This is a genomic window from Thermodesulfobacteriota bacterium (genome assembly GCA_040756475.1).
Classification (GTDB): Bacteria; Desulfobacterota; Deferrisomatia; order Deferrisomatales; family JACRMM01; genus JBFLZB01.
Genome location: JBFLZB010000033.1, coordinates 1 through 24,581, shown reverse-complemented (window position 1 = coordinate 24,581; position 24,581 = coordinate 1). Strand labels below are relative to the sequence as shown.

General features: G+C 69.4%; 20 protein-coding genes. 2 read left to right on the top strand and 18 right to left on the bottom strand.

What is annotated here, in order from left to right; translation table 11 throughout:
* Positions 1-121: 121 nt before the first annotated feature.
* Positions 122-592, top strand: a complete 471-nt coding sequence (locus AB1578_06985) for a lytic transglycosylase domain-containing protein (protein ID MEW6487643.1) — start codon at positions 122-124, stop codon at positions 590-592.
* Between the two features lie 249 nt (positions 593-841).
* Here AB1578_06985 and AB1578_06980 read toward each other — a convergent pair whose 3' ends face one another.
* The 16 genes from AB1578_06980 to AB1578_06905 form a co-directional block, all read right to left on the bottom strand.
* Complete coding sequence (locus AB1578_06980) at positions 842-1,804, bottom strand: cysteine synthase family protein (GenBank protein ID MEW6487642.1); 963 nt, start codon at positions 1,802-1,804, stop codon at positions 842-844.
* 48 nt (positions 1,805-1,852) lie between these two features.
* Positions 1,853-2,461, bottom strand: coding sequence for a hypothetical protein (locus tag AB1578_06975; protein ID MEW6487641.1), 609 nt, complete (start codon positions 2,459-2,461; stop codon positions 1,853-1,855).
* 173 nt (positions 2,462-2,634) lie between these two features.
* On the bottom strand, positions 2,635-3,777 hold the full coding sequence (locus tag AB1578_06970) for a glycosyltransferase family 2 protein (GenBank protein ID MEW6487640.1): 1,143 nt from the start codon (positions 3,775-3,777) through the stop codon (positions 2,635-2,637).
* Between the two features lie 67 nt (positions 3,778-3,844).
* A complete protein-coding gene (locus AB1578_06965; GenBank protein MEW6487639.1) occupies positions 3,845-4,909 on the bottom strand; it encodes a GNAT family N-acetyltransferase in 1,065 nt (354 codons plus the stop codon).
* The gene (locus AB1578_06960) at positions 4,906-6,120 is read right to left on the bottom strand and encodes a TIGR04063 family PEP-CTERM/XrtA system glycosyltransferase (GenBank protein MEW6487638.1); all 1,215 of its coding nucleotides are present in this window, start codon (positions 6,118-6,120) and stop codon (positions 4,906-4,908) included. Before AB1578_06960 ends, AB1578_06965 begins: the two co-directional genes overlap by 4 nt.
* Before the next feature lie 52 nt (positions 6,121-6,172).
* Positions 6,173-8,029, bottom strand: a complete 1,857-nt coding sequence (locus AB1578_06955) for an asparagine synthase-related protein (protein ID MEW6487637.1) — start codon at positions 8,027-8,029, stop codon at positions 6,173-6,175.
* A complete protein-coding gene (locus AB1578_06950) occupies positions 8,026-9,054 on the bottom strand; it encodes an XrtA system polysaccharide deacetylase (GenBank protein MEW6487636.1) in 1,029 nt (342 codons plus the stop codon). Before AB1578_06950 ends, AB1578_06955 begins: the two co-directional genes overlap by 4 nt.
* Positions 9,051-10,742, bottom strand: a complete 1,692-nt coding sequence (locus tag AB1578_06945) for a GspE/PulE family protein (GenBank protein MEW6487635.1) — start codon at positions 10,740-10,742, stop codon at positions 9,051-9,053. The genes AB1578_06950 and AB1578_06945 overlap by 4 nt, the downstream gene beginning before the upstream one ends.
* Positions 10,743-10,791: 49 nt before the next feature.
* Entirely contained in the window at positions 10,792-12,384 is a 1,593-nt protein-coding gene (locus AB1578_06940) for an XrtA/PEP-CTERM system-associated ATPase (protein MEW6487634.1), read from the bottom strand.
* 1 nt (position 12,385) lies between these two features.
* Entirely contained in the window at positions 12,386-13,771 is a 1,386-nt protein-coding gene (locus AB1578_06935; protein ID MEW6487633.1) for a TIGR03013 family XrtA/PEP-CTERM system glycosyltransferase, read from the bottom strand.
* A gap of 110 nt (positions 13,772-13,881) precedes the next feature.
* Positions 13,882-14,787 (bottom strand): CpsD/CapB family tyrosine-protein kinase, encoded by a 906-nt coding sequence (locus AB1578_06930; GenBank protein MEW6487632.1) that lies wholly within the window; start codon positions 14,785-14,787, stop codon positions 13,882-13,884.
* 23 nt (positions 14,788-14,810) lie between these two features.
* A complete protein-coding gene (locus AB1578_06925) occupies positions 14,811-16,616 on the bottom strand; it encodes an XrtA system polysaccharide chain length determinant (protein MEW6487631.1) in 1,806 nt (601 codons plus the stop codon).
* Positions 16,617-16,695: 79 nt separating this feature from the next.
* Positions 16,696-18,336 (bottom strand): hypothetical protein, encoded by a 1,641-nt coding sequence (locus AB1578_06920; protein MEW6487630.1) that lies wholly within the window; start codon positions 18,334-18,336, stop codon positions 16,696-16,698.
* Between the two features lie 7 nt (positions 18,337-18,343).
* Positions 18,344-18,946 (bottom strand): polysaccharide biosynthesis/export family protein, encoded by a 603-nt coding sequence (locus AB1578_06915; protein MEW6487629.1) that lies wholly within the window; start codon positions 18,944-18,946, stop codon positions 18,344-18,346.
* Between the two features lie 189 nt (positions 18,947-19,135).
* The gene (locus AB1578_06910) at positions 19,136-20,521 is read right to left on the bottom strand and encodes a sigma-54 dependent transcriptional regulator (GenBank protein MEW6487628.1); all 1,386 of its coding nucleotides are present in this window, start codon (positions 20,519-20,521) and stop codon (positions 19,136-19,138) included.
* Between the two features lie 307 nt (positions 20,522-20,828).
* Positions 20,829-21,602, bottom strand: coding sequence for a Sir2 family NAD-dependent protein deacetylase (locus AB1578_06905; GenBank protein ID MEW6487627.1), 774 nt, complete (start codon positions 21,600-21,602; stop codon positions 20,829-20,831).
* Between the two features lie 233 nt (positions 21,603-21,835).
* Here AB1578_06905 and AB1578_06900 point away from each other — a divergent pair, with 233 nt between their 5' ends.
* Positions 21,836-22,027 carry a HepT-like ribonuclease domain-containing protein gene (locus AB1578_06900; protein ID MEW6487626.1) on the top strand — a complete coding sequence of 64 codons (192 nt, stop codon included), beginning with the start codon at positions 21,836-21,838 and terminating at the stop codon, positions 22,025-22,027.
* Positions 22,028-22,091: 64 nt separating this feature from the next.
* On the opposite strand, the gene AB1578_06895 is transcribed toward AB1578_06900, so the two are convergent.
* Together AB1578_06895 and AB1578_06890 are read right to left on the bottom strand one after the other, a co-directional pair.
* Positions 22,092-22,694, bottom strand: a complete 603-nt coding sequence (locus tag AB1578_06895) for a DUF1318 domain-containing protein (protein ID MEW6487625.1) — start codon at positions 22,692-22,694, stop codon at positions 22,092-22,094.
* Between the two features lie 24 nt (positions 22,695-22,718).
* Positions 22,719-24,581, bottom strand: a 1,863-nt coding sequence (locus AB1578_06890; protein MEW6487624.1) for a hypothetical protein, incomplete at its 5' end; no start/stop codon positions are given.

Sequence of the window (24,581 nt, the reverse complement as noted above, 5' to 3'; positions counted from 1 at the left end):
ACCCGGGCCGGGGCTGGCGCCGGGGCAGAAATCCGGGCATCCTGGCCGGGCGCAAGCGGTAGGAACCGTCACTCCTTGGCGGTCTGAGGCGCCGCTTCGTTAGGAATGGGACCAACGGCCCATGGGACTATACCTGCCTTCCCGCGCGGCCTGGGTGGCTGCGGCGCTCCTCCTGTCCGGAGCTTTGGGGGTAGCCCCCCGGCCGAGCCACGCTTTCTGCTTCGAGGAGGCGGCGGCGCGCTATGGGGTGCCCGAGGTGCTCCTGCGCACCATCGCGGAGCTCGAGTCGGGACTCGATCCCGAGGCGGCGGGGTGGAACGCCGACGGCTCGGTGGACGTGGGCCTCATGCAGATCAACTCCTGGTGGGAGAGCCGTCTCGGGCCGGAGCGGTGGATCCGCGTGTGCACCGACCCCTGCTACAACGTCCTGGTGGGGGCTTGGGTGCTTCGCGACTGCCTGGCCCGCTACGGGTACACCGTGGACGGCATCGGGTGCTACAACGCCCGCAGCCCCGAGAAGCGGGAGCGATACACCCGCAAGATCCTCCGTTCCCTGGTGGATCAGGTCTCCCGGGGGAGCGCCGCCGAGTGAGGGCTGGAAAGAATTGCGGGGTCTCTCATAATTTTTTCATGGGGGCTTAAGGTTCTCCTCATCTACGTCCGATACAGTACTTGCGTATCGCGAAGCACGGCACACCGGGGGAGGGTGGCAGCTCTCCCGGCCCGGCCAGCGAGCGGTACAACCTCCTCCTCTTCCTCCTCCTCTTTACCGAGAGGGCCCGCCTAGGCGGGCCCTCTCGGTATTTGGGGTTACGGAAAGTGCGGCCTGGGGGAGGGCGCCTCAGGGAGGGCAGTTGGCGCACACGGAGCGGAACAGGGCGGTGCTCAGGTAGCGGTCTCCCCGGTCCGGCAGGAGCACCACCACCGTTCCCGAGTCGAGGGCGGAGGCGAACCGCAGGGCCCCGGCTACGGCGGCACCGCTCGACATCCCCACGAAGAGGCCCTCCCGCAGGGCGAGCTGCCGGGCCATGTCGAAGGCCTCCTCGTCGGCCACCACGAGCTTCTCGTCCAGGCGCGCGGGCTCGTAAATTGCCGGGACGATGGCCTCCCGCATGTTCTTGAGCCCCTGGATGGCGTGGCCCATGGGGGGCTCGATCCCCACGACGCGCACGCCGGCTTTTCGCTCCCGAAAATAGCGGCTCACCCCCATGAGGGTGCCGCTCGTGCCCATGCCGGCCACGAAGACATCCACGTCGCCGCCGGTCTGGCACAGGACCTCGGGCCCGGTGGTCTCGTAGTGGGAGAGCCAGTTGGCCGGGTTGGCATACTGGTTGGGCATGAAGTAGGTGTCGGGGGCCGCCTCCAGGATCTCGAAGGCCTTGCGGATCGCCCCGTCGGTGCCCTCGCACCCCACCGAGAGGGTGAGCTCGGCGCCCAGGGCTTCGAGGACCCGGCGCCGCTCCAGGCTCACGCACTCGGGCATGACGAGGCGGATGCGGTAGCCCCGGGCCGCGGCAATCATGGCCAGGGCGATTCCGGTGTTTCCCGAAGTCGGTTCCAGGATGACCTTTTCCGGGGTCAACTTCCCCGATTCTTCGGCGTGGCGGACCATGTAGTGGGCCGGCCTGTCCTTTACGGACCCGCCGGGGTTGCACCCCTCGAGCTTGGCCAGCAGGCGCACCCTGGGGTTTGCCCCCAACCGGCTGAGCTCCACCATGGGGGTGTTCCCAATGGCCGACAGGATGCCTGCGCCGGCCGCCTCCTGCGGCTCGGACAGGTCCTTTCTCAAGGCCTCCACGCTCATGCTTTCCTCCCGCGGAATGCCCGCGATGACGAGCCGCTTGCGCGGCGGTCAGTCTGCTTCGCCCTCGCTCACCCGCCAGGCCTGGTGGGCGTACGGGTCGGCCTTGTGGGCCAGGAGCTCCCGCTCGAACGCATCCGCGCGGGCTCGCGTCTCCTCGGCAAGCCGGTCGATCTTCTCTGCCAGCATCTGGTGGCCCTCGGCCACCAGCGCCAGGTCGTGTTGGAAGGCCTCCCGCTGGATTCCGAACCACCGCTCGAAGCTCTCGGACTGATCCTGGATCTTGGCGTCGAGCTTGCCGACCTGCTCCTCCATCTTGGCGTCGAGCGCGTTGACCCGGTCCTCGATCTTGGCGTCGAGCTTGCCGACCTGCTCCTCGATCTTGGCGTCGAGCGCGTTGACCCGGTCCTCGATCTTGGCGTCGAGCGCGTTGACCCGGTCCTCGATCTTGGCGTCGAGCCGGTTGACCTGCTCCTCGATCTTGGCGTCGAGCCGGTTGACCTGCTCCTCGATCTTGGCGTCGAGCGCGTTGACCCGGTCCTCGATCTTGGCGTCGAGCTTGTCGACCTGCTCCCGGATCTCCCCTTGAATTTCACCTCGAAGCTCTTCGCCAAAGCGCCGCAGGAGCCCTTCGATTTGTCGCAGGTCTTCCGGCGTCATGGAATCCCCTCCTCGTGCCTCGCGCGCTGAACAAAGCCCCCCGGCAAGGCCCGACAGCATGGCGCTGGACGGTGTCGGGCGCAAGTCCGATTTCGGGGCTCCTCCGCGCGCCAAACCCCCACACGACTCGGGATGGCCTTCGTCTCCGGAAAAGGGGCGCCGGCCCAGGCTCCCTACCTTCCCGTGCGTTCCCAGGTTCCCGTCTGGACCGTGAGGAGCCCCTTCACCACACCGATCAGGTAGGCGGCGTTCTGGAGGGCGAAGAAGAAGGGGACCTGCACCCAGTGCGGCATGCGTCCGCGACTGCGGCGCACGCCGTAGAGGGCGAGCCCGTAGCACGCGGCCTGGGCCGCCAGGAAGAGCCCATAGCCCGCCGAGCGGCCCAGGAGGTGGACGTTGGCGAAGAAGAGACCCAGGAGGAACCAGGGGCTGAGCCAGCGCAGGGCCTTGTGGGAGACGTAGCCCCACAGGAGCCGGGGCTGCCCCAAGGGAGGGAGCCCCTCGCCCTGGAGGGCCGCCTGGGCCGCGCCGGCGGAGATCCGGACCTTGCGGCGGAACTCCTGGGCCGCGTCGGGGGTGGCGCTCTCGGTGGCCACGGCCTCGGGGTCGTAGAGCACCCGGAAGCCCCGGCCGGCGGCCGTCATGGAGATGACGAAGTCGTCGAGGATGATGTTGTTCGAGGGCGGCACGAAGAGCTCGCGGCGCAGGGCGTACATCGCGCCGTCGACCCCGATGATGGAGCCGAGCCGGCTCTCCTGGAGCTGGATCCACCGCTCATACCGGTAGTAGAGCCCCTCGGACTGGCCGAAGGAGACGTCTTCGTTGAGCAGGCGCACGTCGCCGCTCACCGCCCCGACGGAAGGGTCGGCAAAGTGCCGCACGAGCTTTCGCAGGGCGTCGGGCCGGTACAGGGCGTTGGCGTCGGAGAAGACCAGGATCTCGCCGGAGGTTCGGGGCACCGTGAGGTTTAGCGCCCGGGTCTTTCCCCCCCGGGGTTCGACGTAGTGGACCCGGATTCCCTCCCCTTCGAACCGGGCCAGGATCTCGTTGGTCCGGTCGCTGGAACCGTCGGAAGCCACCCAGAGCTCGAGCTTCTCCCGCGGGTAGTCCAGGGCCAGGGCGTTTCGCACCTTGTCCTCGATGACCTTCTCCTCGTTGTACGCCGCCACGATCAGGGAGACCGTGGGTAGTCGGTCTTCGGGCAGGTCCTCTCTCGCGGCCACGTCGCGCTTGGGGAGCACGGCCAGGAGCAAAGGGTAGCCCGCGTACACGTAGGCGAGGAGGGCGAGGCAGATCCAGAAGAGGAACAGGGCCATGGGGGGACTCCAGGAAGGAAGTGATCAGTTGGGGGGCGATGGGACGTCTCACGCTCCACGTCACCCCTCACAAGCTGATGTACTTTCGCACGACGGGGCCCAGGAGGTTGGCCAGCGGCAGGGGCAGGCGCCTCCAGACCTGTTCCGCCAGGGCGCGGGCGGAGCTCGGTCCGTCCGGGGGGATCGCCGCGGCGCCCGCCAGGTGCACCGTGCTCCAGGCCAGGGGGCGGGGCTCTGCCCCCCACTGGGCCTTGAAGCGGTACGTGCCTTCCCCGGGGGTCGAGCGGCCGAAGTCGAAGGACGCGTACCCCGCATCGGCGGCGAACTCCAGGAATTTCCAGTACAGGAGCATGTTGGGCGCCAGGGCGTTGGCCTCCCGCAGGGTCGAAGCCCAGGGGATGCTCGCCGAAGCTTTCGCAAGAAGGAGGATTCCCCCGCCCACCGGCCGGTCCTGGTGCCACACGAGCCCGAGGCGGCATTGCGGTCCGTAAGCCCGGAGCACCTCCCGGAACCAGCGCCGGGAGTGGACGGGGGAGCCCAGGTCGCGCATGTTGCGCGCAAAGACTTGGTAGAAGGCGTCCAGCTCGGGGCCGCTGCCCCAGCGAAACGCCAGGCCGTTCTTCTCGGCCTTGCGGACCTGGCTGCGGAGCTTCGAGGAAAAGGACCCCCAGAGGGCGGCCGCGCCTCCCGGGAGCGGCAGCACCATGCGCACCTTCCCGGAGGTCGTGGCGACGGGCTGCCCGGGGGGGGCTTCGAGCCCGGTGCCTCGGGCCCGGCGAACTTCGAGGCGGCGCGCGCCCGCCGCTTCCGCCGCCGCCGCCGCTGCGTCGTACAAGGCCTTGGTAGCGGCGTCCGATTCCGCCAGGGCCTCTCCCACGTCGCAGTAGGGGAGGCACACCCACTCCTGGCGCCCGAGGGGCTGGCGCAGGCAGACTGCGCAGAGCACGCCCGCCACCCGGCCGTGCTCCTCCGCCAGGAACCGCGCCACCTTCCACCGGTAGGCCGAGGCCACGGCTTCCCCCCAGGCCCAGAGCTGGTAGGGCACCGCATCGGACCGGCCGGCGACGAAGCCGTCCCAGGCGGCCCGGTCCTCGGGGCGGGCCCGGCGGACCTGGACGAGGCCAGGATTCATCGGCCGGCGCTCCGGAGCTCCGCGTAGAGAGCGGCGTAGGCCTGGGCGTTGCGGTGCCAGGTGCGCTCGCGCCGCACCCAGGCCCGGCCCCGCTCCCCGAGGACCCGGCGCAGTTGGGCGTCGCGGACCAGTCTTCCCAGGCCGGCGGCCAGCGCCTCCGGATCGCCCGCCCGGTGCAGCAGCCCGGTCTCCCCGTCGGTCACCAGCTCCCGATGGCCACCGACGTCGCTGGCGATCAGGGCCTTTCCCATGGCCATGGCTTCCAGGGGCTTGAGGGGCGTCACGAGTTCGGTGAGGCGCATGGGCTTTCGGGGGTAGGCCAGCACCTCGGCCAGGGCGTAGACGCCGGGCACCTGGGCGTGGGGCACGCGCCCGGCGAAGATGATCGTGCCGCCGAGGCCCAGGTCGTGCGCCCGCTGGCGCAGCAGCACCTCCGTCTCGCCGCCCCCCACCAGGAGCACGGCGAGCTCGGGCATCTCGGGTGCCAGACGGGCGGCCGCTTCCAGAAGCACGTCGAGCCCCTCGAAGTGGTAGAAGGAGCCCAGAAAGGCCACCACAGTCCTGCCCCGAAGCCCCCACTTCTCCCGAAAGACCTCGTCGGGCTCGGCGGGCGGGAACTGCTCGGGCACCACGGCGTTGGGCACCACGCGGACCTTGCCCTCGGGGATCCCCCGGCGCAGGAGGTCGTCGCGCAGCCCCGCGCAGATGGTGACCACGGCGTCCGCCCGGCGGCAGCAGCGCGTCTCCAGTGCGCGCACCAGGCGGTACTTGGGGGAGCCCTCGGCGTAGCTGCCCTGGTCGGCAGCGGCGTCCTCCCAGAAGGCCCGGATCTCGTAGACGAGGGGCACGCGACGCTGCCGGGAGACCTTGCGGGCGGGGAAGGCATTGAGCACCGGGCTGTGGGCGTGGAGGACCGCAGGGTTCTCCCGGGCTGCGATGCCGGCCAGCCGCTGCTCCAGCGCCCGCATCAGCCGCATCTCTCCCACGAAGGGAAGGGAGCTCCCCGAGACGGCTCCGGTCCGAAACACCCTCACCCCTCCCTGGGTTTCTTCCGGTGCCCAAACACCCTTCCAGTCCGCCTCATGCTTGGGGGAGGTGACCGCAAGCGGCGCCAGCCCCAGCTCCCGCTGGGACTCCAGGATGTTCTGGCTGCGGTAGCTGTAGCCGTCCTGGATCGGCAGGCCGTGGTCGAGGACGTGGAGGATCTTCATGGAGGGCGCTCGTTGCGGGTGGCACGTTGCCCGTGGGAGCCGCGGGCCGCGGTCAGGATCCGGCCTGGCGACGCAGCCAGAGCTCCAGCACCAGGAGCAGCCAGAGGTTGGCGCCGTAGTACGAGACGTTGTCCGTTTCGAAGCCCTGGCGCAGGAAGCGAACAAACTCGGGGCGCACCCATTGGGCGAGCCGGGGGGTGCCGGAGAAGAGCGTGTCCGCCAGGAGCGAAGAGAGCCCCGGGTGGGAGCGCAGCCAGGGGCCCACGGGGAGGCCGAAGCCGTGTTTGGACTTCTGGATGATCTGGGTCGGAAGAAACCCCTCCATGGCGCGCTTGAAGAGGTACCGGTTCCGGCCGGCCTTGACCTTGAGGGTCGGAGGGATCGTGCAGGTGAAGTCCACCAGGTCCCGATCGAGGAACGGGTAGCGCACCCGGACCCCGGCTGCCTCGCCCATCTGGGTGACCTTGCGCAGGTCGTTGTCCGTGATGGTGAACTTCATGTCCAGGTAGAGGAGCCGGTCGGTATCGTGGGCCGGGGCGGCCGCCTGGTAATGCCGCCGGGCCAGGGCCAGGAAGCAGTCGGGGTCTACCTGGACGAGAAAGTCGGGCTGGAAGACCCGCGCCGGGTCCTCCTCGGCTAGAAGGTTGTAGGAGAAGAAACGCTCCGGATTGGGGATGTTGGCCCGGCGCACGTAGCGCTTGGCCTTGTGCAGGGGGCCCCACCCGGGCGCCGCCCCCAGGAGCGGCTCGAGCACGCCCCGCCTCAGCAACGCCGGTATGGCTTGGTAGCGCTGGAACACCAGGTTCGTGACGTAGCGCTCGTTGCCCCCGAAGATCTCGTCTCCCCCGTCGCCGGCCAGGAGCACGTCGATCCCCTGCTCCCGGGCCAGGCGGGCGCAGTAGAAGGCCGGGATGACCGAGGAGTTCCCGAAGGGCTCGTCGTAGAGGCGCGGCAGGGCTTCCACGAGCCCGAGCACGTCCTCGGGGGTGACGAAGTAATCGTGCTGCCGCGTGCCGAAGTGCCGGGCCGCCAGATGGGCGTAGTCGAGCTCGTTGTAGCCGGGCTCGTCGAAGCCGATGGAGAAGGTCTGGGCCGCGGCTCCGGCGACCTGCCCGTAGTACCCGGCCACGCTGCTCGAATCCGTGCCGCCCGAGAGGAAACAGCCGGTGGTCTCCGGGGCGGAGAGCCCCGCCAGGCGCTTGACGGCCCCGCGGACCTCCAGGGGAACTGCCCGGCGCCAGTACGACTCTGCCTGCGCGCCGTCGGGCCGGTAGCGCAGGTCGTAATGGGTCCCCAGGCGGGTTCCCCGGGGGGTGTGGGCGAGAAACCGCCCGGGTTCGAGCTTGCGGATGCCCCGGTAGATGGTCGCGGGGCTCGGGATGGCGCTGTAGAAGAGGTAGTGGTAGACGGCCTCCGGGTCGATCTCGTCCGGGACGCCGGGGCACAGGCGCACCTGGCCGATGCGCGACGCCGCGGCCAGCGCCCCGCCGGATCGGGCGTAGACCACCGGCCGGATGCCGAAGGGATCCGTCGCCACCAGGAGGAGCCGCAACCCGGCGTCCCACAGGGCAAAGGCAAAGGGCCCCCGGAGGCGGTCCACGAAGGTCTCCCCGAACCTGCGGTAGAGCCGCCACAGGAGCTCGCCGAGCTCCGCGGCCTCGGCGGAAGTGTCTTCCAGTGCCCCTCGCAGCGCCACCAGATTGGTGAGGTCCAGGTCGTAGGCCACGGCGCCCCCGTCGCCGGCCCAGAGCCCCTGCCCCGGAAAGTCCCTCCAGGCGGCCAGCACCGGACCTGCTCCGGGAAGCGCCGCTGCTTCGGCGCCGCCGCGCCTCAGTGCCTGGGCGAACGCCTCCGGGTGGTCTAGGCCGGCGGAGGCGAGAAAACCACCGCGGGGAATCTCGGGATTCACGAAAGACCTCCGTGCCCTGGGCGGGAATCGGGAGAAATGGCTCCTGCGAGCACCTCCCGCAGCGGCGCAAAGCAAAAATCGCCCAGCAGGCGGCGAAAGCGGCTCTCGGTCCTGTGCAGGTTCACGTAGTGCCGGAACCGGCTCTTGATACCCGCCCCCTCCATGCGCGGTTGGCCCGGGTCGAGCTCCCAGGGGTGAAGGTAGAACACGAAGGGCCTCCTCTCCTCCCGGTTGATCCGCCCCAGCCCCCAGCGGGTGAGCCCGTAAGGGAAGAGGCGAAAGTACCCGCCCCCGGCAACCGGGACGTTGCGGCCGAGCAGGTTCAGTGTAGTGATCGGGACCTCCAGGAGATGTTCCGGGCCGGGTGCCGGGTGCCGGGTTTCGGCGCCCGGCGGATTGCCGGTGGCCGACCGCTGCCCCCTGTCCTCTGCCGGCACCCAGTTGCCCAGGCCGTCTTCGCCCGCGATCCGTTCCATCCAGAAGGGGAAGCGGGGCCAGTCGGAGAGGCCGTAGAGATCGTGGCGCACGGGAAAGACGCTGGAGTCGTAGGCGAACCCGGCCTCGGCGAGCTCGTCAAAGGCCCACAGGCACGTGGGGCCGATGGAGTAGCTCGGCGCCCGGTACCCGAGGACCGGACCGCCCGCCTGCTCCTCCAGCAAGGACTTGCTCCGCCGCACGTCCTCCCGGAACTCCTCTCGGGTCTGGGTGCTCACCCTGCGGTGCGCGTAGCCGTGGCAGGCCACCTCGTGGCCCGCGGCGGCAATCTTGCCGGCCAGGCCCGGAAACCGCTCGGCGACCCAACCCAGGACGAAGAACGTGGCCCGGGTGTCCACGCCGGCAAGGATCTCCAGGAGCCGATCGGTATTCGACTCCACCCGGCACTCTCGCCCCCCCCACGTGCACGGATCGCACACGGACTCGAAAGCCGAGACGTGGAAGTAGTCCTCCACGTCGATCGTCAAGGCGTTGACGATCGACGTGGGCTGGGCGGCTGGGCTGGGCGGCTGGGCGGCGCGTTCCCTCACTTGATCGATCGCACCTCCTCATAGGTCGTCAGCCCCTCCACGGCCTTGGTCAGGCCGTCCTGGAGCAGGGTTCGGAAGCCGTTGGAGAGGACGGCCTGCTCGATCTCGGCCTGGGGGGCCTGGGCGAGGATGAGGGTGCGCAGTCGGTCGTCGGGGACCAGGAGCTCGAAGACGCCGATGCGGCCCTGGTAGCCCGTCATGCCGCACTTGCGGCACCCGACGGCCCGGTACAGGTGGGGGTTGGCTGCGCCGGTGGCCGCCCGGAGCTCTTCCTTCACCGGCTCCGGGGGCTCGAAGGACTCCAGACAGTGGGGGCACAGGCGCCGCAAGAGGCGCTGCCCCACCACGGCACCCAGGGCCGAGTAGAGCATGAACGGCGCGATCCCGTGCTCCAGCACCCGGGGGATGGCGCCCAGGGTGTGGTTGAAGACCATGCGGGCGAGCACCAGGGTCTTTCCCAGGGCGGCTTCCACCACGGTCTCCAAGACCTCGCGGGAGGTGATCTCTCCCACCATCAGATAGTCGATGTCGTGCTTCACGAGGGCCTTGAGCCCCCGGGCGTAGGTGACCCCGGCCTTTTCGTTCGGTTCGGCCTGGTCGATGTCCGTCAAGCGGTTCTTGATGGGGTTCTCATAGGTGACCGTCGACTTGCCGGGGCTCTTGAGGGCGTTGAGGGTGGCGTAGATGGTGGAGGTCTTGCCGCTCTCGGGGGGGCCGAGGAAGAGCAGGAGCCCCCGCTCGGCCTGGGTCACCCGGCGGTAGGCGTCGAGCATCTCCGCCGACATGCCGAGGTTTTCCAGGCGCAGCTCCTCCTTGGAGAAGGGCTGCTGGAAGGTCAGGGTGACCTGCTCGCCGCTCAGAACGGGAAACGTGGCGACGTCGATGTCGTAGTACTGGTCCTCCGAACGCACCCGGAAGTATCCCTCCAGGGGGACCCGGCGCTGCAAGATGTCCATCCCCCCGAGCACCTTGAGCCGGTTGACGAAGTTCTGCGCGTACTCCTTGGGGGGGGTCACCAGGGTTTCGAGCACGCCGTTGGCCCGAAGCCGCACCTCCACGCTCTCTTCCCGGGGCACGATGTGGACGTGGGTGGCCTTGCGGTCGAGCGCCGCCAGGATCACGGAATTCACGATCTTGACGATGGGCGCTTCGGCGGACGACTCGAGCACCTCTTCGAGGTTCTCCTCCCGGAGCTCCGACTGGGAGGAGATGATCTCCAAATCGCGCTGGTTGCGCAGGTCCAGGGCCTCTTCCCACTTGGTCGAGCTCGGGAAGATCTCCCGGATCTTCTTCTTGATCCCGAACATGGAGGAGACGACCGGGGCGATGCGCATGCCGGTCATGAACCGCATCTCGTCCACCACCCGGTAGTCCTGGGGGTTGGCCATGGCCACGGTCAGGGTCTTGTCGTGGAGCTCCACCGGCAGGACGAAGTTCTTCTTCATGAACTTCTCGGAGATGAGCGCCACCACGTCCCTGGTGGGGCAGTACTTCTGCAAGTTGATCGCCGGTACGGACTGCTGGCGCGAGAGGAGGAACTCCAGATCCTCGACGGTGACGAAGCCCTTCTTGATGAGGATGCTCCCCAGCCGCTCCCCCGTCTTCTGCTGCTCGGCCACGGCTTCGTCGAGCTGGGCCTGGTCGAGGATCTTGTACTCGATCAGGAGATCGCCGATGCGCTTGCTCATGGGTGGTCCTCGCTTGCGCGCGAAGTGGAGGAGGCTGCCGTGCGGCGGGTCATCGGCCGGAGAGCTCGCCGCTGCCGCCCCCGCTCAGCCGCTCCAGCACTGCCGCGTGCTGCCGGTGGATGTGGCGGATGGCCCGAACGAGGTCGTTCTTGAGGTGCTCGGTGGCCTCCCGGTGGCTCGAGAGGGGGCGAGACCGGTCGTTGGGCTTTTCCAGGAAGTAGTCGGCCCCCGCGGCGAAAATGCGGCGGCGGATGGTGGAGAGGTCGATGTCGCTCAAGAAGACGGCGGGCACGTGGGGAAAGCGCTGCCGCAGGCTCTGGACCCGCAAGACGTTCTCCCCATCGTCGGCCACCGCGCCGAGCACGGCCACGGGAAAGCTGGTCCCGGCCGCTTCCTCGCCCACGGATGCCTGGAAACTTGCGTAATCCCGATGCACCTCCGCGTCGATGCCGGCCCCGGCCAGGAGGTCGGCCAGGGCGTTCTGAAGGCGGGGATCGGGGTCGTGGACGTGGACCCTCAGGGGGGGAATCTGGGCCTCGAACCCGCTGCGGGGAGAGCGCCGCTCCTCCTCCAGCCGGGCCATGCGGCGCTTCCACTCCTCCTTGAGCCGGGCCACGCGCTCGTCGAGATCCGCCTCCCGCGTGCGCAGGGCGGCTTCCCGGCGTTCCAACTCCTCTGCCCGCTCCCGGAGACCCTCCTCCGCCCCTCCCACCCCTGGGAGGCCCCCGGCCAGGATGGCCCGCAGCCGGGCGTCGAGTTCCGCCACCCGGGTCTCCAGGGAGGCTGCGTCCTTGGAGGGGCGCGGCGGCGTCGCAGAACCATTTCCCTGCTGATCCCTGGTGATCTGGGCGGCCACCTCGCCGATGATGTCGGGCCCGATGACTCGGTTCTCCGCCACGTACCCGTGCAGAAGCGCCGCGTCGCACAGCACGTTCACCAGCCGGGGGATGCCGCCGGTGGCCTCGTGGATGGCCGGCATCACCTCGTCGGGAAAGACCGGGGCCTTCTCGGGGTCTCCGGCCACCTTGTCGATGCGGTGCCGCACGTACTCGGCCACCTCCCCCGGGCCCAGGGGGCCCAGGTGATAGCGCACGGTGATGCGCTGGCGCAGTTGCTCCAAGGCGGGGGCGTCGATCAGGTCCCGGAGGCCAGGCTGGCCGGCCAGGATGATGTGGAGGAGCTTGGCCTTCTCGGTCTCCAAATTCGAGAGCATCCGCAGCCCCTCCAGGGTCGGTACGCTCAGGTTCTGTGCTTCGTCCACCACCAGCACCGCGTTCTTCCCTTCGCGGAACTGCTCGATGAGGAACTCGTTGAGGGCCCCGAGGAGCCCCGTCTTGTTGAGGCCGCGGGGTGGAACCCCGAAGTCCTCGAGGATGAGCTCCAGGAGCTCCTTGTAGCTCACCCGGGTGTTGGTGACCTGGCTCAGGCACACCCCCGAGCCCAGCCGGCGCACCAGGGTGCGCAGCAGGGTGGTCTTGCCCGAGCCCACCTCACCCGTCACCATCACGAAGCCCGACTTCGACTCGATGCCGTACGTCAGATGGGCCAAGGCCTCCTTGTGTCCCTGGCTCAGATACAGGAACTCCGGGTCCGGCGTGAGGCTGAAGGGCTTGGCGCTCAGGGCGTAGAAGTCACGATACATTTCACTTTGCCCCTTTGCCGAACAGTACCACCTTTACCGTCTCGAAGATGATGGAGAGGTCCATCCAGAAGCCCATTCTCTTTATGTAGTAAAGATCGTAGCGCAGTTTTTCCACGGCATCCTCCACCGTGGAACCGTAGCTGTACTTGACCTGGGCGAGACCCGTCACGCCCGGCTTCACCGAGTGACGCTGCATGTAGTAGGGGATCTGCTCGGCCAGTTGCTGTACGAAGAAGGGCCGCTCTGGTCGCGGGCCCACGAAGCTCATCTCCCCCTTGAGCACGTTCCAGAGCTGGGGGATCTCGTCGATACGGGTCTTGCGGATGAGCCGGCCGACCCGGGTCACCCGGTCGTCGGCGTCCCTGGCCCACACCGGCCCGGAGCTCGCCTCCGCGTCGGAGCGCATGGAGCGGAACTTGAGCACCTGGAAGGGCCGGTTGCGCTCCCCGGTGCGTTCCTGGCGGAAGAAGACCGGGCCCGGCGAGTCGAGTTTGATGGCCAGGGGCACCAGGAGCCACACGGGCAGCGCCAGCACGAGCCCCAGCCCGCTGGCGAGGAAGTCCACCGTGCGCTTGAGCGCCAGCGTGAACGGCCGTTTCGAGAACCCCTCCCCGAAGATGAGCTGGCTCGGGCGCATGTGTTCCACCAGGAGCTTTCCCGTGAGCTCTTCGTAGAACGCGCACCCGTCCTCCACCGGGCGGCCCGAGATCCGCAACTCCAGCAGATCGCGGACCGGGAACTTGCCCCGGCGCTCCCCAATCGCCACCACGATCCGGTCGACGCCGTCGCGCTGCCCGACCTCCCGGAGCTCCTCGAAGCTCCCCAGCACGGGGGGCAGGCCGTCGGGTTTCTGCCGGGCCTCTTCCGGGTTGGCCGCGAGGCAGCCCAGCACCCGAAACCCCAGGGCCCGGCGGGTGAGGGTCTCCCGGTGGATGCTGCGGGCCAGGTCTCCTGCCCCCACGAGCAGCAGGTTCACGCTGAGCCCGCGCGACGAGAGCAGCGCAGTGTACCCGAGCCGCCACAGGACCACCACCCCGATCACCACCGCAACGAACAGGGCGAAGACCCCGCGCCCCAGGATGAGCCCCGGGTGGAGGTAGTACACCAGGGCCAGCAGGATGCTCGCGATCCCCAGGGCCTGGAAGAGGCGGATGAAGAGCTCCCGGCGGCTGTTGAGCACCGGCAGCTCGTAGAGATCGTGGTAGTAGAAGGAGAGCTGGGTTACCGCCACCACGAGCCCGATCCGCAGCCACTCCGAACCGTCGCGCAGGAGCGCCCCGACGTCGGGTCCGAACCGCAGCCCCAGGGCGGCCAGGAGGGAGGCCAGGACGATGGCGTCCTCCACCGCGAAGAGGAAGAAGTGTCGTACGGTAAGAGTCTTTCGCATCGCACCGGCCCCTGGAGGGGGCATGGGGGTAAGTTGTGCGGCGCCGAATGCCGCCTGGCCGCCGGCCGCTGCCGGCGGACCGCGGAAACCCGGCAGCGGATCGCCGAAGCCTAGGAATAGCCGTAGTAGTACCCCGCCGGACCATAGTTCGAGCCGTACCCGAACCTGCCCGTCAAGCTCTCGACCCGATTGAGGACGGTGCCCAGGACTTTTCCGGGCGGCAGGGTCTCGAGAGTCTGCTTGAGCAGGCTCTTGCTGGTCTTGCCGGCCCGCACCACCACGAGCACCCCGTCCACGGACGCGGCCAGGAACGGCACGTCGCTCACGGGGTGAAGGGGCGGCGTGTCGACGATCACGTAGTCGAACTCGGCCCGGCTCCGGGCGATGAACTCCTCCCATTCCGGGCTCGCCAAAAGCTCGGCGGGGTGCCCCTGCACGGCGCCGGCCGTGGCGACGCAGAGCCCGAAGAAGGGGGTCTCCCGGATCACCGCCTCCCGAGGCACCGTGCCTTGCAGGTACTCGCCCAGACCCGGTGAGAGGCCCAGGCCGAGGAGCTCGTGGACATGGGGACGGCGCAGGTCGGCGTCCACCAGCAGGATGTGCCGGGTGGCGTCCTGGGCCAGGGTGGCCGCCAGGTTCACCGCGGTGAGGCTCTTTCCCTCCCCCTTGGCGGCGCTGGTGATGGCGATCGTCCGCATCCCTGCCTCGGCGCTCAGCCCCTCGAGGCGCTGCCGTAGCGCCCGGTACTGCTCGGCCGCCACGGACATGGGCCGGTGGAGGGCATCGAGGTGGGGGTCTGCGGCCCGAAGGACCTCGGGGTCCAGCGCCTTGGCCGTGACGAGCACGGGGCGGCGGCGGGAGCGGCGCTTGCGCTCGCGCACGGGTTGTGCCGGCGCCGCCGTCTCCGGAGCCGAAACGAGGGGCCCCAGGGTCTCCCGTTCGTCCACGGCGCCGGCGGTCTGCTGGAGCCCGCCCTCCTTCTTCGCCTTCTCGAGGGCCTGGATGATCTTGCTCATGGGTGTCTCGCCTCGGTCCCGGATCAGCGGGTGGTGGTCCAGTGGGTGGCCCGAACCTGGGTCGTGAGGTCCGAAACCGCCTGGGGAATGGGCTTCACCGTCCAGTGGACGATCCCCGTCGCCACGACCAGGCACAGGACGGCGGTACCGGAAAAGGCCAGGCGCCACATCCAGCGGCGACGCAGATCTCCGGGGGCGGCGATCTCCGGAATCGCCCCGAGCACCGGCAGACCCGCCACGGCAGCCAGCTCCTGGCGGGTCTTCACGCTCAGGTCGAGCAGGTCGAAGAGGAGCACGAGCCCCAGGCCCAGGGCCAGGCCCGCCACGCCTCCCAGGGCCACCAGCCGCATCCGGTTGGGGGAAAAGGGCTTCACGGGCAGATTGGCCGGGTCGAGAATCTGGAATTGCTCCCCCTTCTGTTTGCGTTCCAGGTTCTCCGATAGATCGGCCTGGAGCTTCTTGTCGATGAGGTTCTGGTGCACCTTCTTGATGTTGTCGTAGTCCTCGCTGAGCTGCTGGAGCTCGAGCTGCCGGGCCGAGGTCGCGGAGATCCGGGCCTGGTAGAGGGCGACCTGCTTGTGGATCTCGTCGTTTTGGGCCGTGAGGCGCGCGATGTCGGCCTCGGCCTTGAGGAGGTCTGCCCGGAGCTTTTCGTACACGGGGGGGTAGCGGGGACCGGAAGGTGCCGGAGCAGGCTCCGGGGCCGGCGGCGCCGGCGCCCGCGCAGCCCGCTCCGCTTCCTCTCGGGCCTTTTCCGTCTCGGCCCGGGCGCGCTCGGCGTCGGCGTCGGCCCGGGCCTCTTCGAGCTCCGCGCGAAGCTCCCCGGCGCGCTCCTCGAGCCGACCGATCTCGGCCTTGAGCCGCGCCACGTCGGGGTGGCGCTCGGTGTAGGTGAGGAGCAGGTTCTCCAACACGGCCCGCCGCTTGTGTAGTTCTGCCTCGGCGGCCCGCAGGGCCCCGTCGTCGACCCCTGGCGCTCCGGGAGTCCCGGTACCGCCTGCCGCCGTCTGTTGGAACTGGGCCAGGAGGAGCTCGGAGATGGAGGTGCCGCCCAGGCCGGCCGCCGGCGCGGCGGCCTCCGATTCCGCACGCCTCTCCACCTCGGCGATCTGCTGCTGAAGCTGCACCCGCCGGCTCTCGGCGGCGTTGATGTTGTCCGCGTTGAGCTTGAGCTGGTTCTGGAGCTGCCCGAGCATCGACTGGTTGCTCGAGAGCTGCTCCGGAAGCTCGTGGAGGTGGCGCCGCTTGAACTCCAGGATCTTGATTTCCCGCTCCGAGATCTTGTCCCGGTACCGGGCGATCTCGTCGTCGAGAAAGAGGCTGGTGCCGATGGCCTGCTGCTCGCGGACCTTCAGGTTCTCCTCGATGAAGAGGCTGGCGAGCTTATTGGTGACGAGCATGGCCAGACGGGGATTCGGGTCCACGAAGGAGAGCCGGAAGGCGTCGTTGCGGTGCACCTGGAGGGAGATGCGCGAGCGCATGCGCTCCACGATCTCCTCCGGGGGCCGCGTCTGGCGGGCTTCCGCGAACAGGTTGAACTCGTTGATGATCTGCTCCAGGCGGGTGCGGCTGAAGATCTGCTGGCTGATGGTCTGGAGGCGCTCCCCGATGCTCGTGGTCACGGTGCTCGCGATGAAGTTCGAGGGCACCTTCTGGGGCTGGACCAGGATGAGGGTGGTGGACTGGAAGCTGTCGGGAAGCTTCATGGCATAGAGGCCCGCCGCCACGGGAAAGATCAGCAGGGGGGCGAGGATGAACCATTTGCGCCTCCACAGCAGCCGCGCGTACCGGGCGAAGTCGATCTGGGGTTGGCCGAGGGGGTTTTGCATCGTTTGCCTCATTCTCGTCTTCGGAGCCCGTGCTCTTCCCCTGCCGCCGGCAAGGAAGGGGTCTCGGGATCGCCGCTTCCTAGATCGACGCCGTCAGGCTGGCGTAGACCCGGTTTTCGAAGTAGTCCGCCCGGTTGCTCGACGCATCGTAGCTGCGCCGCTCGTGGCTGGTTCGCAGGGCCGCCTGGAGCCACGAGAGCACCGGGCGCTGGTAGAAGAGGCTGCCGCGGTGCAGGAAGTAGTCGTCGTCCGATTCCCGGGTCTGGCGGCGGACCCCCAGGTACTCCAACCCGAGGAATCCGCCGGGACCCATCTCGGCTACCAGCTCCGCACTTCCACCGCCCTCCCAGTACCTGTCTTCCGGCGCGCCGGAGAGGGTCTCGCGGGGGTTGCCCCACACGTAGTGGGCCCGGGCGTTGCCGCGCAGTACCCGGGTGAGCCGCGCGTCGAGCCCCGCGGTGGCCCGCCGGGTCTCCGTGAGGACCGTGGCGTCGGTTCGGGCGCTTGCCGGCTGGTAGTCCCAGACGTGCTCCCAGCGCAGCCGGCCCCGGGCATGTTCCGAGAGGCGCTGCCGGAGCTCCCCGTAGTAGGTCCAGATCTCTTGGGCGTCCCCGGCCTCCGGAAGGTAGGCCAGGCGGTGTTCCACGCCCGCCAGTCCTTCGGTGCGGGCCGTGAAACGGTGCTCCGCGTCCGCCCCTCCGACCCAGGAGGACGTCCGCTCCCCCTCGTCCGGCACGATCCACTGGTACCCCCCATGCACCCCCAGGCGGGTGTGGGGAGATGGAGAAAGCCCCAAGCGCGCCGTCGCCGTGTGACTCCAGTAATCGTCGTCCCCGGGCAGGCCGCCTTCCGGCTCGAAATAGAGCACCCGAGCAGTGGCGTAGGAAAGGGTCAGCACCGACTGCTGGCGGATCAGGAACGACCCGAACGTGTGGGACCACGACACGGTGCCGTCGTGGTTGTCCCGCCGTCGCCCGCCGCCCAGGGTCTCCTCCTGGGCAAACCCGTACCGCAGATCCAGGGCGTCCCAGTTGCCCAGTTGGAGTGCCAGGTCCTCGCTGGCCCGGTGCCGACGCACGTCCTGCCCTTCCGCGTCTGCCCCGGGATGGGTCACGTAGGTGAACGCGTAACTGCCGGCGTTGGACACCCCTCGGGCCGGCGCCCAACGGTATCCGGCGTTGGCCCCGTACTCGTCGGACCGGTTGGCGTAGCTCGGCTCCACGCCCAGGCGGGGGCTTGCGAACCCCTGTTCCAGGTTCTGCGCCAGGTAACCGCCCGCCGACAGGTGCAGCCGCTCCGCCGCCTGCCAGCCCAGGCTTCCGGCTGCCCGGTGGGACGACGAGTCCCTGTCGGAGGCCGCGTCGCTCTGGTAGACGGAGGTGGTGAAGCGGTAGTCGGCCACCGCGTCCACCCGCGGCGACCGGCGAAGCCACCCCACCCCCAGGCTCGCGTCGCTGTAAAAGGCGTCCTGCCGCCGGGAGTCCAGGCCGTAGTTGTCGGTGTACGTGCCGTCGATCCCAGCGCTTGCGCGCCAGCGGGAAACGGCCCCCTGGGGAAGGATCGACTCCAGGGAGGGCTCGAACCCGCCGTAGTCGAAGAACGACCGGTAGCGCAGGAGGTCCCGCTCGAAGTCGGTCGGCTCCTCCGCCTCCTGGGCTCCCGCCGCGGCGGCCCAGGCCAGGGTTGCCGCGCAGGCGAGCAGGATCGGCAGCATCCTCATGCCTGCCTCACGGGACCACCACCACGTCGCCGGGCAGGAGCAGGAAGTCCTGCTGGTCGCCCCGCTTGATGATCCGCGGCACGTCCACGGGGATGCGCACCGACTTTCCCTCCACCATCCGGGTCACCACGATGTTGCCGGTGCTCGCGAACTCCTGGAACCCGCCGGCCATGGCGAGCACCTGCAAGACGGTCTTGGGGCTGCGCAGCTTCATGATCCCCGGGGTGCCCACCCGCCCCAGGAGGTAGACGTTGTAGCTGTTGGTCTCCAGAAGGGTCACCGTCACCACCGGTTCGGTGAAGAACTCCTTGAGCTTCCCCGTGAGGCCTTCGGCCACCTCCTGGACCGTGAGCCCCCGTACCAGCATCTCCCCGGCCAGGGGCACGGTGATGCGCCCATCGGGGCGCACCCAGACCTGGCGGGAAACGTCGGGGTTCTTCCAGACGTTGATCTCCAGCACGTCCTCCACGCCGATCCGGTAGTGCTCCGCCCCCTCCGCCTCTTGCTCGGCGCACGCCGCCGGGGGACCCCCTGCCAGGAGCAGCGCTCCCGCCACGAGCCCCAGAGCCGTGCCCCACCCAAGCTTGCGCCCGTCAAGTCGCCGGTTCATCCCGACCATCCGCTGCCTCCCCTCTTCGTTCGTCTGGGTCCACTTCAGCCCTGCCCACGCGCCCGGCCGGCGGTGCGCCGGGTTGCCTACCTATCGGCCCCCCGGCCTCGGAACCGGAGCCCGGGGGGCGCGTCGACGAAGAAATTTCCGGCGGTTCCGACGGGTTTCGCCGCCGCGTCCTCCAGGCCGCTACTCCAGTCCCGTCTCGCGAATTTTGTAGAGCAGGGCCTTGTAGCTGATGTCGAGCATTTCCGAGGCCCGCTTGCGGTTCCAGCGGGTCCTCTGGAGGACCTGCTCCAGGACCACCCGTTCGGCTTCCTGTGCCGCGAGCTTGGCCACTTCCTTGAGAGTCTTGCCCTCGTAGCGCCCGGGATCCGCGGGCTCCCCCGTCTTGGCGAATCCGGCGTCCTTGCGGCGCAGGCTCCGTAGCTCGCGCCGCACCCCGTCCAGGTCGCCTACCACCACGACGCGCTTCATGTAGTTCTCGAGCTCCCGGATGTTGCCGGGCCAGGGGTGCTCCTGCATCTCCTGGACGAGGTCCGGAGGAACGGCGGCGTCGGGGCGCTGGTACTGGGCGCGGAATTTCTCCAGAAAGTACTCCACGAGACTCGGGATCTCGTCGCTGCGCTCCCGAAGCGGGGGGATCTGGATGTTCACCACGTTGAGCCGATAGAAGAGGTCGCTGCGGAAGCGGCGCTCTCGGATCTCCTCCTCGATGTTGCGGTTGGTCGCGGCGATGATCCGCACGTCGATGGGCACGGGTGCCTTGCCCCCCACGCGGCACACCTCCGCATCCTGGAGGACATGCAGGAGCTTCGCCTGCAAGTCCACGTGCATCTCCGTGATCTCGTCGAGAAACACCGTGCCCCCGTTGGCGAACTCGAACTTGCCGGGTTTGGTGAAGTTGGCCCCGGTAAACGCCCCTTGCTCGTAGCCGAAGAGCTCGCTCTCGAGGAGATCCCGCGGGAGCGCCGCACAGTTGACCTTGACGAAGGGCTTCCCGCGCCGCGCGGAGCACTCCCAGATGGTTCGGGCGAAGAGGTCCTTGCCCGTGCCGCTCTCTCCCCGGAGCAGCACCGTGATGTCGGTGTCGGCGATCTGGTCCACGATGGCCTGCATTTCGCGCATGCGCCGGCCCCGGCCGAAGAGCAGGGAGTAGGGAGAGCCGTTCTCCACCTGGAGGCGCAGCCGCCGCACCTCCCGTTCGAGTTGGATCCGGTCTTCCGCCCGGCGCAGGGTGAGCTGGAACTCCTCGGGGTGGAACGGCTTCTCCAGGAAGTCGAGCGCCCCGAGCTTCATGCAGTCGACCACGGCGCCCAGGTTCTTGCGGCCCGAGACCATCAGCACGCTGGTCTCGAGACCGCTGGTGGCTACCTCCGCCAAGACCTCCCGCCCGTCCATGTCGGGAAGGTAGAGGTCGATGAACGCAACGTCGGGCCGCAGCCTCCGGAACGACTCGAGCCCCGCGTGCCCGTTGCGCTCGTGGTGCACCGCGTACCCGTTTTCGCGGAACAGCCGCGTAAGGTGGTCGGCGGTATAGCCGTCCGCCTCTACGACCAAGATCGACGTCTGCATGGGTTCCCTGGCATCCTGCGAGAAGAGGAACCGCCGGCCTGCGAGACGGCAAGCGGAAGCAAGGGGCGTGCCGTGCAGAGGCGGCCCTTCGGGCGAGCACAGAAACTCCCTCCGGCAAGTGGAAGAAGAATGTCCAATCCCGATGGGAGCGAAGGAGAGGTGGTGGCGGGGGTAATATAATGGGAAAACAATTTCCCTGTGGGTAGCGGGTGCCCCAGGGGCGGACCCACGGAGGAAGGGACGCAAGGGGCGCCCCCGTTGAGGAGCCAGCCCGTTCGGAAGGGTCAAGTCGGCGCCGGCCAGCGCCTCAGGCCGCTGCCCCCAGCGCTTGGTCCACGGCGGGGGCAAAGAGGGCGGAGACATCGCCGTCCAGGCGGAGGGTGACCAGGGGAAGGCCGTCGTGGTCGGTTCGCCCGCGGTTCACGATGACGTAGGGTACGCCCCGGCGGGCGGCCAGAAGGGGAAAGCCCGCGGCGGGGTGGACCGAGAGGGTGGACCCCAGCGAGAGGGCGAGATCGCACGCGGCGGCGGCCCGGGCGGCCCGCTCCAGGTCCTCGGTGCGCAGGGCCTGGCCGAAGCTGATGGTGGCGGGCTTGAGAAAGCCTCCGCAGGGGCAGCGGGGGGCGCGGCCGCTCGCCGCGAAGGCGGCGTAGGTCTCCTCCAGGGGCGCCTCTACCCCGCAGGTGAGGCAGGTCACCCGGGAGTCGGTCCCGTGGAGCTCCACCAGGCGCTGCCGGGAGGTGCCGGCCCGCTCGTGGAGGCCGTCCACGTTCTGGGTGACCACGGCCTCCAGGCGCCCGGCCTCCTCCAGCCGGGCGCAGGCCCGGTGGGTGGCATTGGGAGCCGCGCCGCGGGGCCGCGGCCGGCGCTCCAGCGTCCCCACCCACGATTCCCCCCCGGCGGCCGCCGAGCGCAGGAACTCGCCGAGCTCTACGGGCCGCCGAACCTTCCACACCCCGTCGGGCCCCCGGAAGTCGGGGATGCCGCTCCCGGTGGATACGCCCGCTCCGGTAAACACCATCACGCGGCGCGCCCGCGCCAGCAGCTCGACGAGGCGCGGGTCCGGTGCGCTGGTCTCCATCTGCCTCCTCGCGACGACGAGGCATCATTTCATCAGAACGGGGAGGGGTCCGCAAGGGGAGCGCGGCCCTGGATCCACCGCCTGGGTGGCAAACGGGGTCCGGGAGCCCTTGCGCTCCGTTCCTCGACACCCAGGACTTCCTGCAGCAGACGTTGGATGTCCCGAAGGTCGATGTCGTCCTTCGGAACTCGCTCTTCGAGGACCTCAAGGAGGCATCCTGCGGGAGGCGGTCGATGTTCTCTAGCCGGAAGTGGAAGTTCCGTGTCCGGCACATCTTGGAGGCGGTGTCCGGAGCGAAGGATTACCTAACAGGCCTGTCGTTCGACGACTTCCGGCGCGACTCCAAGACCGTGGACGCGGTACTCACCAAGCTCATCGTGATCGGTGAGGCGGCCGCGCTCGTGCCGGCCGAGGTTCGCCGATGATGCGGATCGGCCCGATCTGCCCGCAGGCGATGCTGGCGTCGCTGGTGTCTTCGAACCGGACGCTCTATCGCTTCTTCCATTCTCCGGCATCGTCCTGCACCCACCAACCGGCCTGGGCCTTGTCGCGCCACTCCCGGGCGAAGACTTCCTGGACCTGGTTCACCTGCTGGGGCTGGAGATCCAGGGCGCGGGCGACCTCGGCATAGAGCTGGCGGCGGGCCGCGTTGTCCGCTTCGACCAGCCGCTTCACGGCGGCCACCTCCGAGAGCCCAAGGCCGCCCGTATCCCGCAATTGCAGGAACCCGTCGCGGTCGATGCCCACCTGCCCCTTGGCGTAGTGGTCGACGAGCTGGGCGTGGCGTTGGGCGATCTGGTCCTTGAGCGCCCGAATGGTTGGATTGCTGACGGTCGCGGCCTCCTCGGCGTGGGCGGCCCGGGGTCCGAGCCACCCCGTCCACCCGTGGGCTGCAGGGGGTGGGTCGAGCTGCGTCTGGGGCTTCGCCCCCTTCTCCTGGTAGACCTCCTCCACGATCTGCTTCGCCGCCTCCTCCACCTTGGCCGCCGGAAAGTACACGTTCACCGTGACACAGGCCGCGATCAGGGCCACGGGGGCCAGGGCGGCCAGGGGAGGCATGCGCGGGCGCCACAGCTTGCGTTGGGATCTCATGGCGACTCCTTTCTTCCGGCGCGCTCACGGCCGGGGTTCGGGTTCGGCGTCTCCCTGGGCAAGCCGGCGCAGCCTTCGGACCATGTCCGAGAAGCGGATCCGGTTGTCCGGGTTCTGGTTGATGACGTTGATTCCCCCGAGGAACGGACGCTTCACCAGGTACTCGACCCCCTGTTCCCGGATGAGGCCCCGCACCGTGAACACGTCGTTCGACAGGGTGCATTCGAAGCCGATACGGTCGTAGGGGAACTGGCGGAAGAGGCTGGTCAGGATGGAGACCCCGGCGCCCCCCAGGGCGGACCCGGTGCTCAGCAGCGAGATGGCGTTGACCGCTTTCAGGCTCACCTGTTGCTCCACGCCCTTGACCGGCTCTGACTGCGCCCGCAGGTGAAACGCCACGGGCTGGCCGTAGGCCACGCGCACCCCGGTTAGGGCGGCCGAGATCCGGCCGGTAACCTGTCCCACGTCGAGAGCCCCGCTGAGCCGCTCCATGTCCATGCCGGTCGCCTGGAAGTCGCCGGCGATCTCCCGGCCTGCGGCGAAGGGCTGACGCACCGCAAGACCCCTGACCTCGAACCGGCCGCCGAAGAGCTCGCCCGTCAGGGTCCCGGCCGTGGCGAGCTCCCGGGCGTCGATCGTGACGGGATCGAGAACGCCCCCGAGCCTCCCCTCCACCGCGAGCCCCTGGGTGGGAATCCGTCCCAGGTCCAGAGCCTCCGCCTGTACCGCCAGGGCGGCGCGGAAGGCCGGTGACAGGGGTTCCTCGACCCGAAGCCGGCGCAAGGCGAGCCGCCCGCCGAACAGGGGCACTTCCACGGTGCCGCCGAGGTACAGGCGGTTGGGCACGAGCGCGACCGGCAGATCCAGGGGGCCCAGTTCCATCCCGGCCAGGGCCAGGCGTTCCAGCCGCAGTCGCCCCCACCCGGGCCCCTCCGGGGGAGCCGCGGCCGCCCCGGTGCGGCCCAGGGCGTACGCGAGGGGAACCTCGAGCTCTGCCCCCGAGAGCATAGCCGGTTGCCCGGGGGCCGCCAGCCCGCCGGAGCGCACCTCGAGCAGGCCCCGGAAGTCCACGTCCCGGTCCAGGCCCTCGAACGCAAGCTCGAGCTTGGCGGTGCCCTGGGCCTGGAGGGCACCCAGATCGGGACGCGAAGAGGCCAGGGGGTCCCGCACGAAGGTCTGGAAGAGGGTCTCCAGGACCGCCTCGTCCACCACGAGCCGGCCCCGATGGCGCCAGCGCTCCTGCTCGCGGCGCAGGTCGCCGGCCAGGTGCAGGGCGGCCACGCCCTGGAGCCGCGCGTCGGCGGCGACGTCTTGGAGGGCGCCGTCCCGGGGGGTGGCCTCGAGGCGAAGACCCAGGGGGGTGCGGGAGAGGTCCAGGTACACGGTATTCCAGAGGGCCTCGCCCGCTCGGAGGCTGAGCTCACCCAGGAGTCGGGGGGTGTCCGGGGCGGCGGGCCCGTCTCGCCACTCCACCGAGAGGTCCCCCTCGAGTCCCTGGGCCAGGAGCTCGCCGTCCGGGGAGCTGAACCCCGCACCCCGAAACGGGAGCTTCGCCTCCACCCGCCCCCCCTCCTCGAGCGGCTCCACCCGGGCGGCAAGAGCCACCATTCCCTCCACCGTCCAGGCCTGGCCCGGAAAATCCGTCGCAGCCCCAAGAAGCTCCACGAGAGCGCGCGCCGGAAGGCCTTCCCCGGCGAGCCGGCCTCCCAGCCTGCCCTTGGCCAGCACAAGCTCTCCCTCCAGGCGGCCGAGGGCGTCTGCGTCGACTCCGAAGCCGTCCACGCGGACGGCCTCCCCGTCGAGGGCCACACTGCCCCGGGCGCCCACCTGCCCCAGGGGCAGGACCCGGCCGTCCCAGCGCACCTGCCCTGCGCCCAGGGACAGGGA